Origin of the sequence: Streptococcus sp. TATVAM-FAB8 (assembly GCF_046592795.1) — a bacterium.
GTDB classification, from domain to species: domain Bacteria; phylum Bacillota; class Bacilli; order Lactobacillales; family Streptococcaceae; genus Streptococcus; species Streptococcus ruminicola.
The window spans coordinates 1-25,980 of record NZ_JAWVPQ010000005.1 but is presented as its reverse complement, the minus strand read 5'-3'; the positions used below and the strand labels follow the sequence as shown (position 1 = coordinate 25,980).

General features: G+C 38.7%; 25 protein-coding genes, 1 pseudogene and 1 riboswitch. Of the genes and pseudogenes, 25 read left to right on the top strand and 1 reads right to left on the bottom strand.

Translation table 11 applies throughout. The features are described from left to right. Positions 1–373: 373 nt before the first annotated feature. The 7 genes and pseudogenes from metK to SFC32_RS04260 all read left to right on the top strand — a co-directional run bounded on the left by metK (position 374) and on the right by SFC32_RS04260 (position 7,851). Complete coding sequence (gene metK / locus SFC32_RS04290) at positions 374–1,564, top strand: methionine adenosyltransferase (protein ID WP_074563374.1); 1,191 nt, start codon at positions 374–376, stop codon at positions 1,562–1,564. Positions 1,565–1,679: 115 nt separating this feature from the next. Next, positions 1,680–2,524: pseudogene (locus SFC32_RS04285) on the top strand (effector binding domain-containing protein). Positions 2,525–2,790: 266 nt separating this feature from the next. Then, positions 2,791–4,050: a UDP-N-acetylglucosamine 1-carboxyvinyltransferase gene (locus tag SFC32_RS04280; protein WP_039697159.1), complete on the top strand. Its 1,260-nt coding sequence runs from the start codon at positions 2,791–2,793 to the stop codon at positions 4,048–4,050. Between the two features lie 75 nt (positions 4,051–4,125). Next, positions 4,126–4,680 carry a GNAT family N-acetyltransferase gene (locus SFC32_RS04275; RefSeq protein WP_411049779.1) on the top strand — a complete coding sequence of 185 codons (555 nt, stop codon included), beginning with the start codon at positions 4,126–4,128 and terminating at the stop codon, positions 4,678–4,680. Then, positions 4,673–5,956 (top strand): CBS-HotDog domain-containing transcription factor SpxR, encoded by a 1,284-nt coding sequence (spxR, locus tag SFC32_RS04270; RefSeq protein WP_411049778.1) that lies wholly within the window; start codon positions 4,673–4,675, stop codon positions 5,954–5,956. Before SFC32_RS04275 ends, spxR begins: the two co-directional genes overlap by 8 nt. Positions 5,957–6,068: 112 nt before the next feature. Then, complete coding sequence (locus SFC32_RS04265; RefSeq protein WP_411049777.1) at positions 6,069–6,929, top strand: methionyl aminopeptidase; 861 nt, start codon at positions 6,069–6,071, stop codon at positions 6,927–6,929. Between the two features lies 1 nt (position 6,930). Then, positions 6,931–7,851 (top strand): YihY/virulence factor BrkB family protein, encoded by a 921-nt coding sequence (locus tag SFC32_RS04260; protein ID WP_074559668.1) that lies wholly within the window; start codon positions 6,931–6,933, stop codon positions 7,849–7,851. 12 nt (positions 7,852–7,863) lie between these two features. Here SFC32_RS04260 and SFC32_RS04255 read toward each other — a convergent pair whose 3' ends face one another. Further along, positions 7,864–8,289, bottom strand: a complete 426-nt coding sequence (locus SFC32_RS04255) for a GtrA family protein (protein WP_411049776.1) — start codon at positions 8,287–8,289, stop codon at positions 7,864–7,866. A gap of 28 nt (positions 8,290–8,317) precedes the next feature. Further along, positions 8,318–8,430: riboswitch (PreQ1 riboswitch) on the top strand. Between SFC32_RS04255 and SFC32_RS04250 the strand changes: the two genes are divergently transcribed. From SFC32_RS04250 to pheT, 18 genes are all read left to right on the top strand, one after another. Next, positions 8,428–8,937 (top strand): QueT transporter family protein, encoded by a 510-nt coding sequence (locus SFC32_RS04250; RefSeq protein WP_074563380.1) that lies wholly within the window; start codon positions 8,428–8,430, stop codon positions 8,935–8,937. It overlaps the preceding riboswitch by 3 nt. A gap of 108 nt (positions 8,938–9,045) precedes the next feature. Further along, the gene (gene ligA / locus SFC32_RS04245) at positions 9,046–11,004 is read left to right on the top strand and encodes an NAD-dependent DNA ligase LigA (protein ID WP_074481977.1); all 1,959 of its coding nucleotides are present in this window, start codon (positions 9,046–9,048) and stop codon (positions 11,002–11,004) included. Positions 11,005–11,024: 20 nt separating this feature from the next. Beyond that, positions 11,025–12,050, top strand: a complete 1,026-nt coding sequence (locus SFC32_RS04240; protein ID WP_039697152.1) for a diacylglycerol kinase family lipid kinase — start codon at positions 11,025–11,027, stop codon at positions 12,048–12,050. A gap of 318 nt (positions 12,051–12,368) precedes the next feature. Continuing rightward, complete coding sequence (locus SFC32_RS04235; protein ID WP_039697151.1) at positions 12,369–12,572, top strand: F0F1 ATP synthase subunit C; 204 nt, start codon at positions 12,369–12,371, stop codon at positions 12,570–12,572. A gap of 38 nt (positions 12,573–12,610) precedes the next feature. After that, positions 12,611–13,330, top strand: coding sequence for a F0F1 ATP synthase subunit A (atpB, locus tag SFC32_RS04230; RefSeq protein ID WP_258255877.1), 720 nt, complete (start codon positions 12,611–12,613; stop codon positions 13,328–13,330). A gap of 14 nt (positions 13,331–13,344) precedes the next feature. Beyond that, a complete protein-coding gene (atpF, locus tag SFC32_RS04225; protein ID WP_411049775.1) occupies positions 13,345–13,842 on the top strand; it encodes a F0F1 ATP synthase subunit B in 498 nt (165 codons plus the stop codon). After that, complete coding sequence (locus SFC32_RS04220; RefSeq protein WP_039697148.1) at positions 13,842–14,378, top strand: F0F1 ATP synthase subunit delta; 537 nt, start codon at positions 13,842–13,844, stop codon at positions 14,376–14,378. The genes atpF and SFC32_RS04220 overlap by 1 nt, the downstream gene beginning before the upstream one ends. A gap of 15 nt (positions 14,379–14,393) precedes the next feature. Next, on the top strand, positions 14,394–15,899 hold the full coding sequence (gene atpA / locus SFC32_RS04215; protein ID WP_039697147.1) for a F0F1 ATP synthase subunit alpha: 1,506 nt from the start codon (positions 14,394–14,396) through the stop codon (positions 15,897–15,899). A 14-nt stretch (positions 15,900–15,913) separates the two neighbouring features. Then, positions 15,914–16,789, top strand: a complete 876-nt coding sequence (locus tag SFC32_RS04210) for a F0F1 ATP synthase subunit gamma (RefSeq protein WP_020916491.1) — start codon at positions 15,914–15,916, stop codon at positions 16,787–16,789. Between the two features lie 64 nt (positions 16,790–16,853). Beyond that, positions 16,854–18,260: a F0F1 ATP synthase subunit beta gene (atpD, locus tag SFC32_RS04205; RefSeq protein ID WP_039697146.1), complete on the top strand. Its 1,407-nt coding sequence runs from the start codon at positions 16,854–16,856 to the stop codon at positions 18,258–18,260. Between the two features lie 12 nt (positions 18,261–18,272). Then, the gene (locus SFC32_RS04200; RefSeq protein WP_004231089.1) at positions 18,273–18,689 is read left to right on the top strand and encodes a F0F1 ATP synthase subunit epsilon; all 417 of its coding nucleotides are present in this window, start codon (positions 18,273–18,275) and stop codon (positions 18,687–18,689) included. A gap of 122 nt (positions 18,690–18,811) precedes the next feature. Further along, positions 18,812–19,048 carry a DUF1146 family protein gene (locus SFC32_RS04195; protein WP_004231090.1) on the top strand — a complete coding sequence of 79 codons (237 nt, stop codon included), beginning with the start codon at positions 18,812–18,814 and terminating at the stop codon, positions 19,046–19,048. 61 nt (positions 19,049–19,109) lie between these two features. Beyond that, on the top strand, positions 19,110–20,384 hold the full coding sequence (gene murA / locus SFC32_RS04190) for a UDP-N-acetylglucosamine 1-carboxyvinyltransferase (protein ID WP_074964794.1): 1,275 nt from the start codon (positions 19,110–19,112) through the stop codon (positions 20,382–20,384). Positions 20,385–20,387: 3 nt separating this feature from the next. Further along, positions 20,388–20,576 (top strand): DNA-directed RNA polymerase subunit beta, encoded by a 189-nt coding sequence (locus tag SFC32_RS04185; protein WP_020916495.1) that lies wholly within the window; start codon positions 20,388–20,390, stop codon positions 20,574–20,576. 104 nt (positions 20,577–20,680) lie between these two features. Beyond that, positions 20,681–21,547 carry a DNA/RNA non-specific endonuclease gene (locus SFC32_RS04180; RefSeq protein ID WP_411049774.1) on the top strand — a complete coding sequence of 289 codons (867 nt, stop codon included), beginning with the start codon at positions 20,681–20,683 and terminating at the stop codon, positions 21,545–21,547. Between the two features lie 291 nt (positions 21,548–21,838). Then, the gene (gene pheS / locus SFC32_RS04175; protein ID WP_411049773.1) at positions 21,839–22,882 is read left to right on the top strand and encodes a phenylalanine--tRNA ligase subunit alpha; all 1,044 of its coding nucleotides are present in this window, start codon (positions 21,839–21,841) and stop codon (positions 22,880–22,882) included. 32 nt (positions 22,883–22,914) lie between these two features. Next, positions 22,915–23,439 carry a GNAT family N-acetyltransferase gene (locus tag SFC32_RS04170; RefSeq protein ID WP_411049772.1) on the top strand — a complete coding sequence of 175 codons (525 nt, stop codon included), beginning with the start codon at positions 22,915–22,917 and terminating at the stop codon, positions 23,437–23,439. Positions 23,440–23,508: 69 nt separating this feature from the next. Next, positions 23,509–25,914, top strand: coding sequence for a phenylalanine--tRNA ligase subunit beta (gene pheT, locus SFC32_RS04165; RefSeq protein ID WP_411049771.1), 2,406 nt, complete (start codon positions 23,509–23,511; stop codon positions 25,912–25,914). The last annotated feature ends 66 nt before the right edge of the window (positions 25,915–25,980 follow it).

Genomic DNA, 25,980 nt, shown 5'->3' with positions numbered 1-25,980 from the left:
ATATATTTTTTCTAAATATTCTTAATGAAAAATGAATTTGTTACGAAATGGTAAGAATTTTTCTATAGGCAATTTGGGTAAAACGTGGTACAATATTCTAGTTAATGAGTCCCGATAAGACAATCTGGCGGTTTAATAGTGTGTTCTTCTTCGTTAGCTCATCTTGATATACTTCAGTATTATCTGCGATTTCGCTGACTTGACTAACACGCTATTGACCGCGCCATCTCTTTTTAGATGATTTAGATTGGTACTTTGTAACTCATTAGAAATGTCTACTTTTAATGTGGAGGTTTCGAAAGGGAAAAATTCCCGACATTTTAATGCCTATAGGTATTAAAATGAAAAATTAATGATATGGGGGGACATTTTTATGTCAGAACGTAAACTTTTCACGTCTGAATCAGTTTCTGAGGGGCATCCAGATAAGATTGCAGACCAAATTTCAGATGCTATTTTAGATGCTGTGTTGGAACAAGATCCTGATGCACACGTTGCAGCAGAAACAGCTGTATACACTGGGTCAGTCCATGTTTTTGGAGAAATTTCAACAACAGCTTATGTTGATATTAACCGTATTGTTCGCGATACTATCGCAGAAATCGGTTATACAAATGCTGAGTACGGCTTTGCTGCTGAATCAGTTGGGGTTCATCCATCATTGGTTGAACAATCACCTGATATCGCACAAGGGGTTAACGAAGCATTAGAGGTTCGTGGAAATGCTGATCAAGATCCACTTGATTTGATTGGTGCTGGTGACCAAGGTTTGATGTTTGGTTTTGCTGTTGATGAAACACCAGAATTGATGCCATTACCAATTTCACTTTCTCATAAATTGGTTAAAAAATTGGCAGATTTGCGTAAATCAGGCGAAATTTCATACCTTCGCCCAGATGCGAAATCACAAGTTACAGTTGAGTATGATGAAAATGACAAACCAGTTCGTGTCGATACTGTCGTTATCTCAACTCAACATGACCCAGAAGCAACCAACGAACAAATTCACAATGACGTGATTGAAAAAGTCATCAAAGCAGTTATTCCAGCTAAATACCTTGATGACAAGACTAAATTCTTCATCAATCCAACTGGTCGTTTCGTAATCGGTGGTCCTCAAGGGGATTCTGGTTTGACTGGTCGTAAGATTATCGTTGATACTTACGGTGGTTATGCACGTCATGGTGGTGGTGCTTTCTCTGGTAAAGACGCTACAAAAGTTGACCGTTCTGCATCATACGCTGCACGTTACATCGCTAAAAATATTGTTGCTGCTGGTTTTGCAAGCAAAGCAGAGGTGCAATTAGCTTATGCTATCGGTGTGGCACATCCAGTTTCAGTTCGTGTTGATACATTTGGTACTAACACAGTTGCTGAAAGCAAATTGGAAGCTGCTGTTCGTGAAGTCTTTGACCTTCGTCCAGCAGGTATCATTAAGATGCTTGATTTGAAACGTCCAATTTACCGTCAAACAGCTGCTTACGGACACATGGGACGTACAGATATCGATCTTCCATGGGAAAAACTTGATAAAGTCGATGCTTTGAAAGAAGCTGTAAAATAAATATAGAAACGTTGCACTGATAGTGCGGCGTTTTTTTATCCTAGATTTTTTGTTTTAAAAATAATGGGAAAATCTTTCAATCTTTTGCTAGACTATACAGTAGGAGGTGAGGGTAATGATTTCACGATTTAATCAAACAATGACTTACCTTGAAAGTGTATTAACGACCGAAATTGATAAACAAAAAGTTCAACACTTATCAGGATATTCCTATGCTATGTTTCTCGCTTATTTTCTGTCTTGGCAGATATGACCTTATCGGAGTATTTGCGTAAGCGTAGATTATCAGAAGCGGTTAATGATTTGAAGATGTCATCTGATAAGGTGATTGATATTGCTATGAAATATGGTTATGATTCTGCGGATAGTTTTAGCGCAGCTTTTAAAAAATTCCACGGTTCAACGCCAACTGAAGTTCGTAAGGGAATGCCCTACAAAGTATTTCCAAAAGTTTACTTATCATTAACGGTAAGTGGAGGTAAGTCTATGAATATCACAATTGAAAAGAAAGCGGCTTTTGCGGTTGCTGGTGTTTTAGCATCGCAGATTGAAAGTAAAGATTGCCCAGGAGTTTGGGATGAACTCTATGCTAAATTTGATATTGCTGATTTAAAAGCATTAGGAAATGGTCAAAGTTTTGGTGTCTGCTCAGAGCTCTCATCTGGTGTGGGACTTAATTACTTAGCGGGATATGATGTTACAGATAAGAAAAAGGCACAAGAGTTGGGCTTGAGTCTTTTAGAAGTAGCAGAAACGCAGTATGCGATTGTTCCAGTCAGAGGCAATGTTCCAGAGGCTATTCACGAAGCCTGGAAATATGTTCTTGAAGTATTTTTTCCAGAAAATGGTTATCGCCACTCTGGTGCTCCAGATTTTGAAGTTTATGCAGAAGGAGATATTCACGCTGAAGATTATGAAATGGCTTTGTGGATACCGATTGTTAAAGAAGAGGTTAAATAGCTGACCAATATTTTTAATAAAGTCCATCAGTTTGTTACACTTGCCATAAAGTAGACATTTGAAACAGGTTTAACCTTGATTTTAAAGTTTTTTGACTAAAAAAGTTTGAAAAATAAAAGTAGTAGTTTCTGCTTATGATATTAAAACACGAAAAAATATGACAAAATCTTAACAAAGTGTCAAAATATTCACCATAATCAGTTTGTCAAATGCCATAATCTATGATAAAATGTAAAGGTTGAATTCTAGCAGAAAGTTTTGAATGTATGCGTAAAATTGTTATTAATGGTGGCAAACCTTTAAAGGGAGAGGTTGCTATTTCGGGTGCTAAGAATAGTGTTGTGGCTTTGATTCCAGCAGCTATTCTATCTGATGATATTGTTATTTTGGATGGAGTTCCTGCCATTTCCGATGTTGATAGTTTGATTGAGATTATGGAAGTGATGGGAGCTAAGATTAAGCGAGAAGGCGAAACGCTTGAAATCGATCCACGTGGTGTTAAAAATCAACCAATGCCATATGGAAAAATCAATAGCTTGCGTGCTTCTTATTATTTCTATGGTAGTTTGCTTAGCCGATTTGGTGAAGCGACTGTTGGACTTCCAGGTGGATGTGATCTTGGGCCTCGTCCAATTGACCTTCACTTGAAAGCTTTTGAAGCTATGGGAGCTCAAGTATCTTATGAAGGCGAAGCTATGCGCCTTGCAACAGATGGTGAACCAATTCATGGAGCTCACATCTACATGGATACTGTTAGTGTTGGTGCAACAATCAACACTATGCTTGCTGCGACAAAAGCTAAAGGTCGTACTATCATCGAAAATGCCGCTCGTGAACCAGAAATTATTGATGTTGCGACATTGTTGAACAATATGGGGGCTCACGTACGTGGTGCAGGTACTGATGTTATCACTATTGAAGGGGTTGAAAGCCTTCATGGAACACGTCATCAAGTGATTCCTGACCGTATTGAAGCAGGTACTTATATTGCTATGGCAGCAGCAATCGGTGAAGGTGTTCGCATCACTAACGTCCTTTATGAACACTTAGAGAGTTATATTGCAAAACTCGAAGAAATGGGTGTTCGTATGACGGTTGAAGAAGATGCTATTTTTGTTGAAAAACAGTCAACTCTAAAAGCTGTATCAGTGAAAACATCACCATATCCTGGTTTTGCAACTGATTTGCAACAACCAATCACACCATTGTTGTTAGTGGCAGAAGGTCGTGGTACGATTTTGGATACCATCTATGAAAAACGTACTAACCACGTCGCTGAATTGGTGAGAATGGGTGCGGATATTTCAATTGTTGGCGGACGTATTGCTTATCAAGGACCTAATAAATTGACAGGAGCACCTGTTAAAGCGTCAGACTTGCGTGCTGGTGCAGCTCTTGTGACAGCTGGTTTGATGGCAGAAGGTCAAACAGAAATTACCAACGTTGAATTTATTTTACGTGGTTACTCAAATATTATCGAAAAATTGACAGCCTTAGGTGCTGATATTAAATTAATCGAAGAATAAGAAGGAGCCTTAGGGCTTCTTTTTTGTTTGAATTCTGCTAAACCAAATTTTAAAGTCGTGTGTTATAATAAGGACATGGATATTTGGACGCGTTTAGGACGTTATGCCTCTTTTGAAACAGAACGCATGTATTTACGTCCTTTTACATACAAGGATAGTCAGGATTTTTTTGAGATTTGTAGCAATCCTGATAATCTTCGTTTTATTTTTCCAAGTCGTGCCACACGTGAGGAAAGTGATTTTCTCATGGTTCATTATTTTATGAAGGAACCGCTCGGTGTTTGGGCGATTGAAGACAAAAAAACTCGTAAAATGATTGGCTGTATTCGTTTTGAAAAACTTGATTCTAATCACGTGACAGCAGAAATTGGTTATTTTATGAATCAAGCTTTTTGGGGCAAGGGATTAATGACAGAGTGCTTAAAAACACTTGCTTTTTTGAGCTTTCAAGAGTTAGGTCTGCAAAATTTACATGTGATTGCTCATGCAGAAAATATAGCCAGTCAGCGAGTAGCGCAAAAATCAGGTTTTCGGTTGAAGCGTCAATTCAAGGGAAGTGACCGCTATAGCCGAAAAATGCGCGATTATGTTGATTATCAGTTGAGTAAAGGTGACTATCGTTATGAGTAAACATCAGAAAATATTAGAGTATCTGGAGAATTTGGCGGTTGGTAAGCGCGTGAGTGTGCGAAGTATTTCTAATCATTTAAATGTTAGTGATGGGACCGCTTATCGTGCTATCAAAGAAGCCGAAAATCGTGGTATCGTAGAGACAAGACCTCGAAGTGGAACGGTTCGTATCGAAAAGAAACCTGCCGTTCGCATTGAGCGCTTGACTTATTCAGAAATTGCTCGCATTAGTGATTCAGAGGTTTTGGCAGGAAAGTCTGGACTTAGCCATGAGTTTAGCAAGTTTTCAATTGGGGCTATGACCCAAGAAAATATCTTGCGTTATTTGGTTAAAGGTGGGCTTTTGATTGTTGGGGACCGTGAAAACATCCAATTGCTGGCGCTTGAAAAACATAATGCCATTTTGGTGACTGGAGGATTTTCTGTCTCAGAAGCTGTTATTCGTCTAGCTGATGAGCTTGGTATTCCAGTTATGGTGACTAATTACGATACGTTTACGGTTGCCACGATGATTAACCATGCTTTGTCTAATCTACGCATTAAGACAGATTTGACAACGGTTGAGCAAGTTTATCAAGTCAAAGCAGAATATGGATTTTTGCACGAAGGTGACACTGTGCGTGATTTTAACACCTTGATTAAGCAAACCAAGAATGTCCGTTTTCCAGTTGTTAATAGTAAAAATCTTGTTGTCGGTGTTGTCAGTATGTTTGACGTTGTTGATAAGGAAAATAACGTTGATATCAAAAGTATCATGTCTCGCAATTTGATTGTCGCTAAACCGCAAGCAAGTCTGGCTAACATTAGTCAAAAAATGATTTTTGAAGACCTTAATATGCTTCCAGTTGTAGCAGAAGATTTGACTTTACTTGGAGTGATTACACGCCGTCAGGCTGTCGAGAATCTACAGAACCTACAGCATTCAAGTCCTTACACTTACAGTGATCAGATGCTGTCTAATTTGAAGCAAGAAGATGGTGTTTACCAATTTATCGTCGAACCAGCGATGATTGACCATGCAGGAAATTTTGCGCAGGGTGTTCTGACCGAATTTATCAAAGAAATCAGTGTTCGTGTTTTAACTAAAAAACATCAAAAGAATATCATTATTGAACAATTGATGCTTTATTTCTTGCAAGCTGTTCAGATTGATGATCGTTTGGTGATTCAACCAAGGATTATTACAGAAAAACGTCGTAGCTCGGTGATTGATTTTGAAATTCTTTTAGATGATCAAATTGTCGCCAAAGCCTTAGTAACGACAAAAATAAATTAATTTTTTCTATCAAAAAGTGACTAGAACGTTACCTTTTTGACAGTTTGGTGACTATCAGTGTATAATTAAGAGTACTGATTCTTTTTAGAGTTTATTATAGGAGATAGATAATATGATTACATTAAAATCAGCTCGTGAAATCGAAGCAATGGATCGCGCAGGAGATTTCCTTGCTTCTATCCACATCGGTTTACGTGATGTTATTAAACCAGGTGTTGACATGTGGGAAGTTGAAGAATATGTTCGTCGCCGTTGTAAAGAAGAAAATGTTCTTCCACTTCAAATTGGTGTTGATGGTTCAATCATGGATTACCCATATGCTACATGTTGTGGTCTTAATGATGAAGTGGCTCACGCTTTTCCACGTCACTACATCCTAAAAGAAGGCGACTTGCTAAAAGTTGATATGGTTATGAGTGAACCACTTGATAAGTCAGTGGTTGACGTATCAAAACTAAACTTTGATAACGTTGAACAAGTTAAAAAATACACGCAATCATATTCTGGTGGTGTGGCTGACTCATGCTGGGCATATGCGGTTGGTGAGGTTTCAAAAGAAGTTAAAGAACTTATGGACGTCACAAAAGAATGCCTTTATATCGGTATTGAAAAAGCAGTCGTTGGAAACCGTATTGGTGATATCGGTGCAGCGATTCAAGAATATGCTGAAAGCCGCGGCTACGGTGTCGTTCGTGATTTGGTAGGTCACGGTGTTGGTCCTACAATGCACGAAGAACCAATGGTCCCTCACTATGGTAAAGCAGGTCGTGGACTTCGTTTGCGCGAAGGTATGGTATTGACTGTTGAACCAATGATTAATACAGGAACATGGGAAATCGATACTGACATGAAAACTGGCTGGGCTCACAAAACCCTTGATGGTGGGCTATCATGTCAATACGAACATCAATTTGTTATCACAAAAGACGGTCCTGTTATTCTAACAAGCCAAGGAGAAGAAAGAACTTACTAAGATGAAGCGAAAGCAATTCTTAGACAAATTATGGTCTAAATTAGAGTGGCAACCGCTGCAAGTTTATTTAAAACACTATCGCAGTGCTGAGATTGATTTATCAGCAATTGCTGTTGCTTATTATTTACTGCTGACAGCCTTTCCGCTGATTGTCATTGCAGCTAATATTTTCCCTTATCTGAACATTGATGTTAATATTTTGTTGGCATTTATGAAGAAAAATTTGCCAACTAACCTTTACCCATCGGTATCGGCTATTACGATTGATATTTTCTCAAAACCTTCAGGTAGTATTTTGGGAGTTGCCACTTTAACAGCATTTTGGACTATGTCTAAATCGTTGACCTCTCTTCAAAAAGCAATTAATAAAGCCTACGGCGTAGCGCAACACAGAGATTTTGTGATTGGTCGATTAGTGGGAGTAATTGGAAGTCTCTTGATTCTTTTCTTACTGACTTTCGTCTTAATCTTTTCGACTTTTTCAAAAGCTGTTTTGCAAGTGATCAATTCATACTATGATTTAAGTGACACGATGGCTACCGTGATTTTGAATCTAGCACAGCCGGTGACTGTCTTGACCATTGTTATTGGATTGATGTTACTGTATTTTATTCTGCCTAATGTCAGAATTCGACGTTTTCGCTACATCTTACCTGGAACCATTTTTACCTCAGTCGTCATTGTGTTCTTGAATAACTTGTTTAGTAGTTATATTCTAAGAACCTTTGAAAGAATGGTTGACATTAAAACATTTGGATCAGTTGTGATTTTTGTATTAATGTTATGGTTTATCTTTCTTGCCCATATCTTGATTTTAGGAGCTATTTTTAACGCTACTTATCAAGAATTGCGTCAAGGAAAAATGGAAAGTAGACGAGGCGATTTGTTGTCACTTTTGGCACAACGAGGCAAAAAAAAATAACACCTTTGGGTGTTATTTTTTGTCTTTAAAGACTAATAATTTGCTAAGGACGTAATTTAAGATGATGATTAATACTTGAGAAAAGAGAGTTTCGATAGCATTGACCATTGAAATATTGTCGTTAACAAATTGTCCGATGATGTGCGGGAATTTTGTGACCAAAAAGAATGCCAAAGCTAAATCTAAAATGAGTGTTGACAAACGTGCAATGGTAAATTTGACTAAACGCTCAAACCAACCTTTACGAACTTGATTGAAAACAAAATAATCGTTAGTAAAGAAGGCAAATAAAATGGCAACAATATTGGCAATAACAGCTGAGAAAGTTGCAGAACTTGTCAGTGAAAAGATAACTAAACGTGTTCCCATGTAGACAAGAGTTGTTAGAACACCAAAAAAGAGATACTTAAAAACTTCGCTTGTGATTAATTTTTTCATAGGTCTACTATATCAAATTTTAGAAAAATGTGCTATACTTTTAAGCGTTGTCTTGACGACCCTTGGTGCTTAGTTCCCTTTCGCCAAGCATATTACAAACGTTGAAACCTAAGCTTTCAAACGTCAAAGGAGAAGAAAATGGAAAAATTCACTATGCGTGATTTTGTTCGAGTTGCCCTTGTTGCAGCACTTTATGTTGTTTTAACAATCACACCGCCTCTAAATGCGATTTCTTACGGTGCTTATCAGTTCCGAGTATCAGAAATGTTAGTATTTTTGGCTTTTTATAATCGTAAATATATTATCGGCTTAACAGCAGGTTGTATGATTGCTAATTTATATAGTTTTGGTCTCATCGATGTCTTTGTCGGTGGTAGCCAGACTTTTATTTTCTTGATGCTAGGTGTAACCTTGTTTGACCGCTATAAAGATCAATATCTCTTTAATGGTTTATTTAACAAAGCATTCTTTTATTTCTCACTATTATTTGCGGCTTCAATGTTTACCATTGCTACCGAGTTACATATTGTTGCCAATGCACCTTTCTTGATGACTTGGTTTACTTCAGCTGTTGGAGAACTTGCTTCTCTTCTAATTGGCTCACTTGTCATGGATAAATTAGCCAGTCGCATTGAATTGACTGCTTGATATACCAAAAGAATTTCCAAAAGTGGAAGTTCTTTTTTCTATATAATATCTTCAAAAAATGATAAGTTTTAAAGAGTATTTTTCTTTAGATGTGTTAAAATAGTATATATGAAAGAACGTATTCAAAAATTGGTTGACGAACTCAACCAGTATCGAAAAGAGTATTATACACAAGACCAACCAACGGTCTCTGATAGTGAGTATGACAAGCTCTATCGTGAATTGGTAGAGCTTGAAAAGGCTAATCCAGACTTGATTTTGCCGGATAGTCCGACACAAGCAGTTGGGGGTCTTATTTTAGATGGCTTTGAAAAATATCAACATGAAACACCACTGTATAGTTTACAAGATGCTTTTTCACGTGAGGAATTAGATGATTTTGATCGTCGCGTCAAGGCAGAATTTCCAAATGCATCTTACATGGCTGAGCTTAAGATTGATGGACTTTCAGTATCATTAGTCTACGTAGACGGTGTACTTCAAGTTGGTGCAACACGTGGTGATGGTTCAATCGGTGAAAATATCACTGAAAATGTCAAACGCATCAAAGACATTCCACACAAATTGGAAGAGTCTTTGACAATCACGGTTCGAGGCGAAGCTTATTTGCCGAGAGAATCTTTTGATAAGATTAACGAAGAACGTCGGGAAAGTGGTCAGTCAGAATTTGCCAATCCTCGTAATGCCGCAGCTGGTACCCTTCGTCAGTTGAATACTGCAGTCGTTGCAAAACGTAATCTAGCAACCTTCTTGTATCAAGAAGTGGCGTCAACAAGTATGACCACACAAAATGACGTTTTAGAAGAATTGTCTCGTTATGGTTTTTCAGTTAATCCAAAACGCATTACAACATCTTCAATGGAAGATATCTGGGCATTTATTCAAGAAGTGGCTGCAGAGCGTGATAGCCTTCCGTATGATATTGACGGTATCGTTATTAAGGTTAATAGCCTTGCTATGCAAGAAGAACTTGGATTTACAGTTAAGGCACCACGTTGGGCGATTGCTTATAAATTCCCAGCTGAAGAAAAAGAAGCTGAGATTTTGTCAGTAGATTGGACGGTTGGACGTACAGGTGTTGTTACCCCAACAGCTAATTTGACGCCTGTTCAACTTGCAGGAACAACTGTTAGTCGTGCGACTTTGCACAATGTGGATTATATTGCTGAAAAAGATATCCGAATCGGAGATACCGTTATTGTCTACAAGGCGGGAGATATTATTCCAGCGGTACTTCACGTGGTTGAAAGTAAGCGTGATAAGCAAGTCCCAATGCCAATTCCTGAGACGTGTCCGTCATGTGGCAGTGAGCTGATTCACTATGAGGATGAAGTGGCGCTTCGCTGTATTAACCCACTTTGCCCAAGCCAGATTCAAGAGCGCTTAACGCATTTTGCCAGTCGAGATGCCATGAATATTACTGGTCTTGGACCTTCAATTGTTAAGAAACTCTTTACAGCGGATTTGGTTCATGACGTTGCAGATATTTATCGACTAAGTGTCGAAGATTTGCTGACGCTTGATGGCTTTAAAGAAAAATCAGCTGAAAAACTTTACAATGCTATCCAAGCATCAAAAGCTAATTCAGCAGAAAAATTATTATTTGGTTTAGGAATCCGTCATGTTGGTGCTAAAGCAAGTCGTCAGCTCCTAGAAGTTTTTGAAAGTATCGAAAACCTTGTGGCAGCAGATGAAGAAGCTATTGCTAATATTGATGGTCTTGGAACAGTTATTGCTAAGTCACTGCGCAGCTATTTTGCAAAAAAAGAAGCCGAAGAACTTTTGGCAGAATTGAAAAATGCTGGTGTTAATTTTGCTTATCTTGGAAAGAAAGTTTCCAAAGATGCTCAATTAGCTGGTTTGACAGTGGTTCTAACTGGAAAACTCCAACGCTTAACGCGAAATGAAGCTAAAGAAAAGTTGCAGGATTTAGGAGCTAAGGTTACAGGCAGTGTTTCTAAAAAGACAGATATTGTCGTTGCAGGAGCAGATGCAGGATCAAAATTGACAAAAGCCCAAGCTCTTGGAATTGACGTTCGTGATGAAGCTTGGTTAGAAAGTTTATAATCTTTTTGAGGTAATATAATATGGTCAAAAAACAAAAACGAGCACGTTTAATCTATAATCCGACCTCTGGCCAGGAAATTATGAAGAAAAATGTTGCCGAAGTTCTAGATATTTTAGAAGGCTTTGGTTATGAAACTTCTGCCTTTCAAACAACACCCGAAGAAAATTCAGCTCGCAATGAAGCTGAGAGAGCAGCAAAGGCTGGCTTCGATTTAGTCATTGCTGCAGGTGGTGATGGAACGATTAATGAGGTTGTTAACGGAATTGCTCCGCTAGAAAAACGACCAAAAATGGCAATTATTCCAACAGGTACAACAAATGACTTTGCGCGTGCCCTTAAGATTCCTCGTGGGAATCCCGTTGAAGCTGCAAAAATTATTGGTAAAAACCAACTGATTCACATGGATATTGGTCAAGCGCGTGAGGATACGTATTTTATCAATATCGCTGCTGCAGGTTCATTCACAGAATTGACTTACAGTGTGCCAAGTCAGTTGAAAACCATGTTTGGTTACCTAGCTTATTTGGCAAAGGGGGTTGAACTTCTACCAGGAATTCGTACAGTTCCAGTTCGCATCAAACATGAAAAAGGTGTCTTTGAAGGTGATGTGTCAATGATTTTTGCTGCCATCACTAATTCAGTAGGTGGCTTTGAACAAATCGCTCCAGATGCTAAACTTGATGATGGTAAGTTCACTTTGATTTTAGTGAAAACAGCTAACTTGATTGAGATTTTACGTTTGATTCGACTAGTTCTTGATGGTGGTAAACATATCGGTGATAAGCGCATTGAGTACATCAAGACAGACTTCTTGGAAATTGAACCTCTATCAGACAAGAAAATGATGATTAATTTGGATGGTGAGTACGGTGGTGACGCGCCAATCGTGCTTCGTAATCTTAAAAATCATATTACTTTCTTTGCTAACACGGATGAAATTTCAGATGATGCCTTAGTTTGGGATCAAGAAGATTTAGCGCTAGAAGCTATTGCTCAAAAATTTGCTCATGAAGTTGAAGACTTAGATGAGTCAATGGACAAATAATTCACACTTTAAGTAGTAGAAAGTGTTTTCAAAATCATATGTAAAATTAACTATGAAAGCAGTTTCTGGACATTATGTCCAAAAACGTGTTTTCCAACATCATTTGTATAGAAAATCTATCATAAAATGTTAGTAAATAAGGCTCATAAAGCCTAGAGGAAAGCGGATTTGACCGTTTTCCTTTTATTATTGCTCAAAAACTAAACAAAGGTTAAGTATAGTTTGGGAAAACGTTTCCGAAAACGGTGATTTCGTTGACAATTCCTTAAAATAGGACTAAAATAACGAAGTAAAAAATTTTAAAAGGAGATTCATATCATGTTGAATTTAAAAATCTTAGCACTTGGTCTTGCCGTACTAGGAGTTAGTCTTGGTGAAGGTATCCTCGTTGCCAACATTGCAAAATCTGCAGCACGTCAACCTGAAATGTTCAGTAAATTGCAAACACTTATGTTCCTTGGAGTAGCCTTCATCGAAGGTACATTCTTCGTCCTTCTTGCATCTACATTCTTCGTTGGATAATTCTAACTAAGAACTTATAAAAAGAAGGAGGGATAAAGTTGGAAACATCTGTAAATCCAACAGCGCATGTCTTTGGTATTGAGTTTGACTTAACCATTTTAGCGATGTCTCTCTTGACGGTGATTATTTCCTTCGGTATCATTTTTTGGGCAACTCGAAAAATGACTCTGAAACCTAAAGGAAAACAAAATTTCATTGAGTATGTCTACGAGTTCGTACAAAATACGATTAAACCTAATCTTGGAGAATACACTCCTAAGTACAGCTTGTTGATGTTCACATTCTTCTTTTTCATTCTGATTGCTAACAACCTTGGTTTGCTAGTTAAATTGGAGTCTGAAGATTATAACTTTTGGACATCTCCAACATCAACTTTCATGGTCGATTTTACTTTGTCTTTAATCATCGCGATTGTTGTCCATGTTGAAGGTATTCGAAAGAAAGGTGTCAAAGCATACTTGAAAGGTTATCTAAGTCCTTTCCCAATGATGCTCCCAATGAACATCTTAGAGCAACTTACTAACGTATTGTCACTTGCTCTACGTTTATTTGGTAACATTTATGCTGGTGAAGTCGTTACTGCTTTGATTGTAGGCTTTGGTACAAAAAGCTTAATTTTTGCACCATTGGCATTTGCCCTTAACTTGGCTTGGGTTGCTTTCTCAGCCTTTATCGGATGCATTCAAGCGTATGTATTCACTATTTTGTCATCTAAATATATCTCAGAAAAACTCCCAGAAGATGAGGATGAATCTTAAGAAAGGAATAATCAATGGAAACACTAATCAATAGTACAAGTATTGGTAATATTATTATTACTGCTGGTTCAGTGATCCTTTTGTTGGTTCTCATCAAACTTTTTGCTTGGGAACAATTGACAGGGATCTTTACCGCTCGTGAAGAAAAAATTGCTAATGATATTGATGGTGCAGAAGCAGCACGTAAAGAAGCAGAAGCTCTTGCTGCTAAACGCCAAGAAGAGTTAGCTGGCGCTCGTACTGAGGCAACTCAAATTATTGATGATGCCAAAGAAACTGGTAAAAATCAAGAGGCTAAAATTGTCGCTGAAGCACGCGAAGAAGCTAGCCGCTTGAAAGCTAAAGCTAATCAAGATATCGAACAAAGTAAAGTAGAAGCTCTTTCAAGTGTTAAAGGTGATGTCGCTGATTTGACTGTCCTTTTGGCAGAAAAAATCATGACAGCTAATCTTGACAAAGAAGCTCAAAGCAATCTCATTGATAGCTATCTTGACAAGCTAGGAGATGCCTAATGGATAAAAAGACACAAGCTCTTGTTGAGCAATATGCGAAAAGTCTCGTAGAAATTGCTATTGAAAAAGACAGTTTAGCTGAACTCCAATCAGAAACAGAAGCTTTGTTGTCTGTTTTTGAAGAGACAAACTTAGCTGACTTCTTGTCGAGTTTAGTCGTTTCACGTGATGAAAAAGTAAAACTTGTTAGGTTGCTTCAAGAGTCTAGTTCAGTTTACATGAACAATTTTCTTGAGGTAATTTTACAAAACGAACGAGAAGCGTTCTTGAAAGCCATCTTAGAAGGTGTTCAAAAAGATTTTGTTATTGCTACAAATCAACACGATATTGTTGTGACAACCGCAGTAGCTTTAACTGATGAACAAAAAGAACGTATCCTAGCTTTAGTTGCTGAAAAATTCGGTGTTAAAGCTGGAAAACTCGTTGAAAACATTGACGAATCAATCCTTGGTGGATTTGTTATCAATGTTAACAATAAAGTAATTGACACAAGTATTCGTCGTCAATTGCAAGAATTTAAAATGAATTTGAAATAGAAAGTGGTGTGACTTTTGGCAATTAATGCACAAGAAATTAGCGCTTTAATTAAAAAGCAAATTGAAAACTTCCAGCCAAATTTTGACGTCACAGAAACTGGTGTTGTCACTTATATCGGTGATGGTATCGCTCGTGCTCGTGGTCTTGATAATGCCATGAGTGGAGAACTTCTTGAATTTTCAAATGGTGCTTTCGGTATGGCTCAAAACCTTGAGTCAAATGACGTTGGTATCATCATTCTTGGAGATTTCTCTACAATTCGTGAAGGTGATGAAGTAAAACGTACTGGTAAAATCATGGAAGTACCAGTAGGTGAAGCTCTTATCGGTCGTGTTGTTAACCCACTTGGTCAACCAGTAGATGGTCTTGGTGATATCAAGACAACTGCTACACGTCCAGTTGAAACACCTGCACCAGGCGTTATGCAACGTAAATCAGTTTCTGAACCACTCCAAACAGGTCTTAAAGCGATTGACGCTTTGGTTCCAATTGGACGTGGTCAACGTGAATTGATCATTGGTGACCGTCAAACAGGTAAAACATCTGTTGCGATTGACGCAATTTTGAACCAAAAAGGACAAGATATGATTTGTATCTATGTTGCGATTGGTCAAAAAGAATCAACTGTTCGTACACAAGTTGAAACACTTCGTAAATACGGTGCCCTTGATTACACAATCGTTGTGACAGCCTCAGCTTCACAACCTTCTCCATTACTTTACATCGCTCCATATGCTGGTGTTGCAATGGCTGAAGAATTCATGTATAACGGAAAACATGTATTGATCGTTTATGATGATCTATCAAAACAAGCGGTGGCTTACCGTGAACTGTCACTTCTTCTTCGTCGTCCACCAGGACGTGAAGCTTACCCAGGTGATGTCTTCTATCTTCACAGCCGCTTGCTTGAACGTTCTGCGAAAGTTTCTGATGCTCTTGGTGGTGGTTCAATTACAGCCCTTCCATTTATCGAAACACAAGCTGGTGATATCTCAGCTTACATCGCAACTAACGTAATCTCAATCACTGACGGACAAATCTTCTTGCAAGAAAATCTTTTCAACTCAGGTATTCGTCCTGCGATTGATGCTGGTTCATCAGTATCACGTGTTGGTGGTTCAGCACAAATCAAAGCAATGAAGAAAGTTGCTGGTACACTTCGTCTTGACTTGGCTTCTTACCGTGAACTTGAAGCCTTCACTCAATTTGGTTCTGACTTGGATGCCGCAACTCAAGCTAAACTTAACCGTGGACGTCGTACAGTTGAAGTGCTTAAACAACCTGTTCACAAACCACTTCCTGTTGAAAAACAAGTTGTGATTCTTTATGCACTTACTCATGGTTTCTTGGATGATGTGCCAGTAAATGACATCCTAGCATTCGAAGAAGCTTTGTATGATTACTTTGATGCACACTACGAATCAATCTTTGAAACTATCCGTACAACCAAAGATTTACCAGAAGAATCTGTCTTAGATGCAGCTATTCAAGCCTTTAAAGATCAGTCAGAATTCAAATAAGAGGGAGGTAGCATATGGCAGGCTCTCTTAGTGAAATCAAAGGGAAAATTATTTCAACTCAGAAAACAAGTCACATCACAGGTGCCATGCAAATGGTATCTGCTGCGAAATTGACTAAATCTGAGCAAGCAGCAAAAGATTTCCAAGTTTATGCTTCAAAAATTCGTCAAATCACTACTGACTTATTGAAATCAGAACTAGTTAATGGTTCAAAAAATCCAATGCTAGCCGCTCGTCCGGTTAAAAAGACTGGTTACATTGTTATCACGTCTGACAAAGGACTTGTTGGTGGATATAACTCAAAAATCTTGAAAGCAATGATGGATCTTATTGAGGAATATCACCAAGATGGCAACTACGCTATTATTGCCATCGGTGGTATTGGTGCTGATTTCTTTAAAGCTCGTGGAATGAACGTTGTCTTTGAATTGCGTGGTTTGGAAGATCAGCCATCATTTGAACAAGTTGGAAATATCATCGCAAAATCTGTTGAGATGTATAAAAACGAATTGTTCGATGAATTATATGTATGTTACAATCACCACGTGAACAGCTTGACTAGTCAAGTTCGTGTTCAACAAATGCTTCCAATTGCTGAATTGGATGCTGATGAAGCAGCAGAAGAAGGTGTAAGTGGATTTGAATTGGAACCAAATCGTGAAATGATTTTGGAACAACTCTTGCCACAATATACTGAAAGCCTTATTTATGGTGCCATTGTTGATGCTAAAACTGCTGAACATGCCGCTGGCATGACAGCTATGCAAACAGCTACTGATAATGCCAAAAACGTTATTAACGATTTGACTATTCAGTACAACCGTGCGCGTCAAGCTGCTATTACGCAAGAAATCACTGAAATTGTAGCAGGTGCTAACGCACTAGAATAATATGAGAGCTTCTTAGCCTCATAAAAAGGGAGAAAATCCCTAAAAAATCTAAAAGGAGAAAAACATGAGCTCAGGCAAAATTGCTCAGGTTGTAGGTCCAGTTGTCGACGTTGCGTTTGCTGCTGGTGACAAACTACCTGAGATTAATAATGCATTGATTGTTTATAAAGATGGCGATAAATCTCAAAAAATCGTGCTCGAAGTTGCTCTTGAACTTGGAGACGGTCTTGTACGTACTATCGCTATGGAATCAACTGATGGGCTTACACGTGGATTAGAAGTTTTCGATACTGGTCGTCCAATCAGTGTACCAGTTGGTAAAGAAACTTTGGGTCGTGTGTTTAATGTTCTTGGGGATACAATTGACCTTGATGAACCATTTGCAGAAGATGCACCACGCGAACCAATTCACAAAAAAGCACCAGCATTTGATGAATTATCAACATCATCAGAAATCCTTGAAACAGGTATCAAAGTTATTGACCTTCTTGCCCCTTACCTAAAAGGTGGTAAAGTCGGACTTTTCGGTGGTGCCGGTGTTGGTAAAACCGTTCTTATCCAAGAATTGATTCACAACATTGCCCAAGAACACGGTGGTATCTCAGTATTTACCGGTGTTGGGGAGCGTACACGTGAAGGTAATGACCTTTACTGGGAAATGAAAGAATCTGGCGTTATCGAAAAAACAGCCATGGTCTTCGGTCAAATGAATGAACCACCTGGAGCACGTATGCGTGTTGCCCTTACTGGTTTGACTATCGCGGAATACTTCCGTGATGTTGAAGGACAAGACGTGCTTCTCTTCATCGATAACATCTTCCGTTTCACTCAAGCAGGTTCTGAAGTATCAGCCCTTCTTGGTCGTATGCCATCAGCCGTTGGTTACCAACCAACATTGGCTACTGAAATGGGGCAATTGCAAGAACGTATCACATCAACTAAAAAAGGTTCTGTTACATCAATCCAAGCCATCTACGTGCCAGCCGATGACTACACTGACCCAGCGCCAGCAACAGCATTCGCTCACTTGGATTCAACAACTAACCTTGAACGTAAGTTGACTCAAATGGGTATCTACCCAGCCGTTGACCCACTTGCTTCAAGTTCACGTGCCCTTGCACCAGAAATTGTTGGTCAAGAACACTATGAAGTAGCAACAGAAGTTCAACGTGTTCTTCAACGTTACCGTGAATTGCAAGATATCATCGCAATCCTTGGTATGGATGAATTGTCAGATGAAGAAAAAACATTGGTTGGACGTGCTCGTCGTATCCAATTCTTCTTGTCACAAAACTTCAACGTTGCTGAACAATTTACAGGTATGCCTGGTTCATACGTACCAGTTGCTGAAACTGTTCGTGGCTTCAAGGAAATCTTGGAAGGTAAATACGATGATCTTCCAGAAGATGCTTTCCGTAACGTAGGTCCAATCGAGGATGTAGTTGAAAAAGCTAAGAAAATGAATTACTAATGAGGTGATACCATGACATTTATGACTGTTCAGGTAGTAACACCAGATGGTATTCGCTATGATCACCATGCTAATTTTATTTCAGTAAAAACACCGGATGGTGAGATGGGGATTTTGCCAGAACACATTAACCTCATTGCTCCGCTAACAGTTCACGAGATGAAAATTCATCGTACAGATGATCCTAATCACGTGGATTGGGTAGCTATCAACGGTGGTATTATTGAGATTAAAGATAATCTTGTGACAATTGTTGCAGATTCTGCAGAACGTGAACGCGATATCGATGTTAGCCGTGCTGAACGCGCTAAGATTCGTGCTGAACGTAAATTGGAACAAGCTCAAAGTACTCACGATATCGACGAAGTACGTCGTGCACAAGTTGCTCTTCGCCGTGCTTTGAACCGTATCAGTGTTGGTAATAAATAAACGAAAAGGTCTGAGAGTTTATCTCAGGCTTTTTTAATTACTTTTTGATGTTTTTTTCATGAAGAAAGCTTACACTTGTGCAGTTTTTTGTTGTCGAAAATGAAATCTGATATAATAGTTCTATGGAAATTTTAAATAGTTCAGTGACTTTGATTAGTCACCTTGTTTTTATTGCAATGACACATCAAATTCTTCGAAATTTATTTGATTGGTCAAAATTAATTAAAAATACGCCTGAGAATATTGGTCGCCTTAAAGTATTTATTCTTTTGGTTAGTATTGCACTTGGTTATATGGTAAGCCATTTTATTTTAGAAATCATTACAGTTAGTCAGACTTTCTTCTTTGGTTTTCAATAAAAGCAATAATTGCTAAACTATGATATAATTTTGATATTATAATATAAGAATGGAGTTCATTTTGGATAAAATTATTATTGAAGGCGGTAATACACGCCTAGAAGGAGAAGTAATCATTGAAGGAGCAAAGAATGCGGTTCTTCCTCTTCTTGCAGCGACAATTTTACCGAAGGAAGGAAAGACAGTTTTAACAAATGTCCCAATCCTTTCAGATGTCTTTACGATGAATAATGTTGTCCGTGGTTTAGATATTCAAGTTGATTTTGATGAAGCAAAGAACACCATTGAAGTGGATGCTTCAGGAGATATTTTGGATATTGCCCCATATGAATATGTTAGCAAAATGCGTGCTTCAATCGTTGTTTTAGGACCAATTTTAGCGCGTAAAGGTCATGCAAAAGTATCAATGCCTGGTGGCTGCACGATTGGTAGTCGTCCAATTGACCTTCACCTTAAAGGTTTGGAAGCTATGGGGGCAAAAATCACACAAGCTGGTGGTGATATCACAGCGACTGTTGACGGGAAACTTAAAGGGACAACAATTTACATGGATTTCCCATCAGTTGGTGCAACACAAAACTTGATGATGGCAGCAACTTTGGCAGAAGGTGTGACAGTTATTGAAAATGTAGCACGTGAGCCTGAAATCGTTGATTTGGCTATGTTGCTTAATAAAATGGGTGCTATCGTTAAAGGTGCTGGTACAGAGACTTTGACCATTACTGGTGTCGATAGTCTTCATGGTGCTGAACATGATGTGGTTCAAGACCGTATTGAAGCTGGAACTTTCATGGTAGCGGCAGCTATGACATCAGGTAATGTTCTTGTTAAGGATGCTATCTGGGAACACAATCGTCCTTTGATTTCAAAATTGATTGAGATGGGTGTGACCGTTATTGATGAACCTGAAGGAATTCGTGTTGTTGCAGATACAGCAAAATTGAAACCTGTAACAGTTAAAACACTTCCTCATCCAGGTTTCCCAACAGATATGCAAGCACAATTTACAGCCTTGATGGCAGTTGTCAATGGCGAATCAACAATGATTGAAACGGTCTTTGAGAATCGTTTCCAACATTTGGAAGAAATGCGCCGTATGGGCTTGCAGTCAGAAATCATGCGAGATACAGCTATGATTCATGGTGGGCTAGAGCTTCAAGGTGCTCCAGTTATGTCAACTGACCTTCGTGCTAGCGCAGCCCTTATTTTGACAGGGATGGTGGCAAAAGGAACAACAACAGTTGGTCGCTTGAATCACCTTGACCGTGGATACTACAAATTCCATGAAAAATTGGCTAAACTCGGTGCAAATATTAAACGTGTAAGTGAGGCTTAAAAAATGACAAGTGGCTGGAAATACGTAGCAAAACAGTTAGGATTAGTTCTAGTGGTTGCTCTTTTGGCTTGTTTATTTTTAGCAGTTGGATTGATGATTGGATATGCCGTCATTGGTGATGGTAAAAATCCATTCTCAATTTTATCGATTGATAAATGGCAAGCAATTATTGGCAAATTTACAGGCCAATAAGCTATTTGTATTTTAGAGCAGCTTGACGAAAATGTAGAAGTGGGATAATCGACTTTATGATTTTGATAAAGCACGATGTTCCACTTTTTTAGTGAAAGGATTTTATGGCAAAGAAATCAAAACTGTCTAAACAGACAAAATCATTTATTTCTTTATTAGTTTTATTGGTTAGTATTGGTGCGGGTTGGCTGACAACTTCAGATTCAAGTGATCCTGTTAATCAAGTTATTTCCTTGATTACGGGAGAATCATCTTCAAAGATTGTGTCAAATCAGTCTTCTGCTAATCAAGCAACACCAAGTCAAGAATTAGCAGACTCAGTCTTAACAGACAGTGTTAAAGCTCAGCTTGGTTCAAATTTAGAATGGAACGGTGCGGGAGCTTATTTGGTTAACGGAAATAAAACCGATTTGAATGCAAGAGTAGCCAGCAAACCTTATGCCAATAACAAAACAAAAATTGTGCAAGGTCAGACTATTCCAACGGTCGCAAATGCTTTGTTGAGTAAGTCGACACGTCAATATAGAAGCCGTGAGGAAACTGGAAATGGCTCAACTTCATGGACACCAGCGGGCTGGCACCAAGTGCAAAATCTTTCTGGAACATACAGTCACGCCGTGGACCGTGGGCACTTGCTCGGCTATGCTTTAGTTGGTGGCTTAAAAGGCTTTGATGCTTCAACAAGCAATCCTGAAAATGTAGCCACTCAGACAGCCTGGGCAAATGAAGCTAGTTCAGAAGACTCAACGGGTCAAAATTACTACGAAGGTCAGGTCAGAAGAGCACTTGATCAGAATAAACGTGTTCGTTACCGCGTGACTTTAATCTATGATGGCGATAATATTCTTGCTAGCGGGACACATTTGGAAGCAAAATCATCTGATGGTAGTTTAGAGTTTAATGTTTTCATTCCGAATGTCCAAAGTGGTTTAAGCTTTGATTATTATTCAGGTCAGGTTAGTGTGAATTAAGCTGCTATATTCAACCTTGTCAAATGGCAAAAAATTTGCTAGAATGGGGTGTAAATTGAATAGTGTCTTATGAGACTAGTAACCTTATGGCAGTTTAACAGGGAATGGAAGTCGTGACTGGAAGCTTCCTAGATGAAAGTTTGGCGAATTCACTCATGTTAAAGACGATGAATTAAGGTCTGCTAGTCAGATAAAAAACGGATGGTACCGCGTGTCAACGCTCCGCTATTGGAGTGTGGCACGCTTTTTTCGTTTAAAAACATTAGGGGTTGCCCCAAGGAAGGAATTTTAATGGATTTACAAGCGCAGTTAGAAGAATTAAAATCATCTACGCAAGCTAAATTGGCTAAAATGCGTGGAAACAATGCAAAAGAACTTCAAGAATTACGTGTGCAAGTTCTTGGTAAAAAAGGATCATTGACAGAATTATTGAAAGGTTTGAAAGATCTTTCTAAAGAAATGCGTCCAGTTGTCGGAAAACAAGTTAACGAAGTACGTGACGTTTTGACAAAAGCTTTTGAAGAACAAGCTAAAATCGTTGAAGCTGCTAAAATCAAAGCACAATTGGAATCAGAAAGCTTGGATGTGACTCTTCCAGGACGTCAAGTAAACCTTGGTAACCGTCACGTTTTGACACAAACAAGTGAAGAAATTGAAGATATTTTCCTTGGTATGGGATTCCAAGTTGTTGATGGTTATGAAGTTGAATCTGACTACTACAACTTTGAACGCATGAACTTGCCAAAAGATCACCCAGCACGTGATATGCAAGATACTTTCTACATTACTGAAGAAATCTTGCTTCGTACTCACACAAGTCCAGTACAAGCACGTACACTTGATAAACACGACTTTTCTAAAGGTCCTTTGAAAATGATCTCACCAGGACGTGTTTTCCGTCGTGATACAGATGATGCGACACACAGTCACCAATTCCATCAAATCGAAGGTCTTGTTGTTGGTGAAAACATTTCTATGGGTGACCTTAAAGGAACTCTTGAAATGATTATCAAGAAAATGTTTGGTGAAGATCGTAAAATCCGTCTTCGTCCTTCATACTTCCCATTCACTGAACCATCAGTAGAAGTTGACGTGTCATGCTTCAAATGTGGTGGTAAAGGTTGTAACGTATGTAAGAAAACTGGTTGGATTGAAATCCTTGGTGCTGGTATGGTACACCCTTGCGTTCTTGAAATGTCTGGTGTAGACTCAGAAAAATATTCTGGATTTGCTTTTGGTCTTGGTCAAGAACGTATTGCGATGCTTCGTTACGGTATCAATGATATCCGTGGCTTCTATCAAGGCGATGTCCGTTTCTCAGATCAATTTAAATAATTAATTAGTAAGAAAAAGAATTGGAGGTCATCATGGCAGAAATCAAAGTTGAAAAAGTGACCTTGGATAAGTTAGATGTGCTACAAAAGCTTAGTATCGATACTTTCCGTGAGACCTTTGGTTTTGATAATACCGAGGAGGAACTTCAAGAATTTTTCAATGACAATTATACTTTAGCGCAACTTGAAAAAGATGTGACAGATAAAGAATCTGATGTTCGATTTGTCTTAGTTGATGGGCGCGAGGTTGGCTTTATGAAAGTGAACTGGGGCGCAGCACAGACAGAGCATGAACTAAAAAATGCTTTTGAAATCCAACGTATTTACATTCTTAGTGAATGTCAGGGACTAGGCTTAGGTAAGAAATTATTTGAGCTGGCGCTTGATATGGCTAAGGCAGGCGGATTTGATTGGGCTTGGTTAGGTGTCTGGGAAGGCAATGTCAAAGCTCAAGGTTTCTACCGTAAATACGGCTTTGAAAAATTTTCAGAGCACTCATTTAAAGTTGGCGATAAAGTAGACACAGATTGGCTTATGCGAAAAGCCTTAAAAGAATAAGAGTAGAAAGGGATAAAGAAGCTTACCTGTCAAACGTATTTTGACTGCGAAAAGCTTTTAACACATATTATGTTAGTAAGTTATAAATGGTTAAAAGAGCTTGTTGATGTTGATGTAACAACACATGAGCTTTCTGAAAAAATGTCAACAACAGGGATTGAGGTTGAAGGAGTTTCATCACCATCTGAAGGATTGACAAAATTGGTTGTTGGTCACGTTGTATCTTGTGAAGATGTTCCTGAAACACACTTGCACCTTTGCCAAGTAGATACTGGTGATGATGAATTGCGCCAAATCGTTTGTGGTGCTCCAAATGTTACTGCAGGTATCAAAGTTATCGTAGCTGTACCAGGTGCACGTATTGCTGATAACTACAAAATCAAAAAAGGTAAAATCCGTGGTATGGAATCACTTGGTATGATTTGCTCACTCCAAGAACTTGGTTTGCCAGAATCAATCATTCCAAAAGAATTCTCAGATGGTATTCAAATCTTGCCAGAAGATGCTAAACCAGGTGACAGCATTTTCCCATACCTTGATTTGGATGATGAAATTGTTGAGTTGTCAATCACACCAAACCGTGCAGATGCCCTTTCAATGCGTGGGGTTGCACATGAAGTAGCTGCTATCTACGGAAAAGAAGTTCACTTCCCAGAAAAAGAACTTAAGGAAGTTTCTAAAGCTGCAAAAGACGTTATCGATGTTGCTATCGAGTCTGACAAAGTCTTGACTTACAAAGCACGTGTCGTTGAAAACGTGACTGTTAAACCAAGTCCACAATGGATGCAAAACCTTTTGATGAACGCTGGTATTCGTCCAATCAACAATGTTGTCGACGTGACAAACTACGTGCTATTGTACTTCGGTCAACCAATGCATGCTTTTGATTTGAATAAATTTGAAGACAATAAAATCGTCGCTCGCAATGCGCGTGCTGGTGAAAAATTGGTCACTCTTGATGGTGAAGAACGTGAATTGACAGAAGAAGATCTTGTTATCACAGTTGCTGACAAACCAGTTGCTCTTGCTGGTGTGATGGGTGGTCAAGCTACTGAAATCGACAACGCTTCTAAAAACGTTGTTCTTGAAGCTGCTGTCTTTGATGGTACAGCCATCCGCCGTACTGGATCTCGTTTGAATCTTCGTTCTGAAAGCTCAGCTCGTTTTGAAAAAGGAATCAACTACGCTACTGTTGATGAAGCGCTTGATTTTGCAGCAGCAATGCTAACAGAATTAGCTGAAGGCGAAGTTCTTTCTGGTCGTGTGGAAGCTGGTTCAGTTCCAACTGAAGATGTTGAAGTATCAACAACACTTGACTACGTAAACGTTCGTTTGGGAACAGAATTGACTTTTGCTGATATCGAAGATGTCTTTGCAAAACTTGGTTTTGGTTTGTCAGGAAATGCTGATAAATTCACAGTTTCAGTACCACGTCGTCGTTGGGATATTGCTATCCAAGCTGACTTGGTTGAAGAAATTGCTCGTATTTACGGTTACGATAATCTTCCAACAACACTTCCACAAGCTGCTGGTACTGCAGGTGAATTGACAGCAACACAAAAATTGCGTCGTAAAATGCGTTCAATTGCTGAAGGTGCTGGATTGACTGAAATCGTCTCATATGCTTTGACAACACCTGAAAAAGCAACTGAATTCACATTGCAACCAAGCAATTTGACTGAATTGATGTGGCCAATGTCAGTAGAACGTTCAGTTCTTCGTCAAAACGTTGTTTCTGGTATGCTTGATACCATTGCTTATAACGTTGCTCGTAAAAATAGTAACATGGCAATCTATGAAATTGGTAAAGTCTTTGAACAAAAAGGTAATCCAAAAGAAGAATTACCAAACGAAATCAGCACATTTGCCTTTGCTATTTCAGGTTTGGTAGCTGAAAAAGATTTCCAAACAAAAGCAACTCCAGTTGATTTCTTCTATGCAAAAGGTATCGTTGAAGCTATCTTTAACAAACTTGATTTGACTGTTGAATACGTTGCCGAAAAAGGTCTTGAAAGCATGCACCCAGGTCGTACAGCAAGCATCTACTTGGATGGTCAATTGGTTGGTTTTGTTGGTCAAATTCACCCACAAACAGCTAAAAACTACAACGTTCCAGAAACTTACGTAGCTGAATTGAACTTGGATATCATCGAAGCTGCTCTTCAAGCTGATAAAGCATTTGTTGAAATCACTAAATTCCCAGCAGTTTCTCGTGATATTGCTTTGCTATTGCCAGCAACTACTACTCACAAAGAAATCGTTGCTGCTATTGAATCAGCTAAAGTGAAACGTTTGACTGATATCAAGCTCTTTGACGTTTATGCTGGTGCTAATATCGCTGAAGGTATGAAATCAATGGCTTACAGCCTTACATTCCAAAATCCAAACGATAACTTGACTGATGAAGAAGTTACTAAATACATGGATAAAATCACTAAAGTCCTTGTTGAACAACTCGGAGCAGAAGTTCGTTAATCATTTGATACAATATTAGGCTATTTGGGTTAATATAGATAAACCACCGCTACGAAAGTAGTGGTG